General features: G+C 61.3%; 1 protein-coding gene. It reads right to left on the bottom strand.

Features of this window, described 5'->3' with window-relative positions; translation table 11 throughout:
* The coding region (tssD, locus tag ACTV8E_RS20715) for a type VI secretion system tube protein TssD (RefSeq protein ID WP_443200702.1) at positions 1-269 on the bottom strand (269 nt) is incomplete at its 3' end.

Here is a 269-nt window from a genome sequence, read left to right as displayed (position 1 = left end):
CGCTCGCCGGAGGTCAGGGCGTTGAAGATCAGCGGCGAGGACTTGTCGAACACCTTGGTGATCATCAGCGGCTTGTGCACGCGCTGGCCGGTGGGCTGACCGGACTGCGGGTCGCGGGGGATGATCACCTGGTGACTGAAGGCCTGGACCAGGATCTGGTCTTCATGGCCTTCCTGGAAGATGTTGCCGACCGAATCTTCGGTAAAGGTGCCGGCGGTGATCAGGCCTTGCTTGCTGCCTTCGATGGACAGAAAAGAGGGAGTGGGCAT

Origin of the sequence: Pseudomonas sp. B392_1p (assembly GCF_052245235.1) — a bacterium.
GTDB lineage: Bacteria > Pseudomonadota > Gammaproteobacteria > Pseudomonadales > Pseudomonadaceae > Serpens > Serpens gallinarum.
Note: the sequence above shows the minus strand (reverse complement) of the source record. Positions and strands in the feature narration are given on the sequence as shown.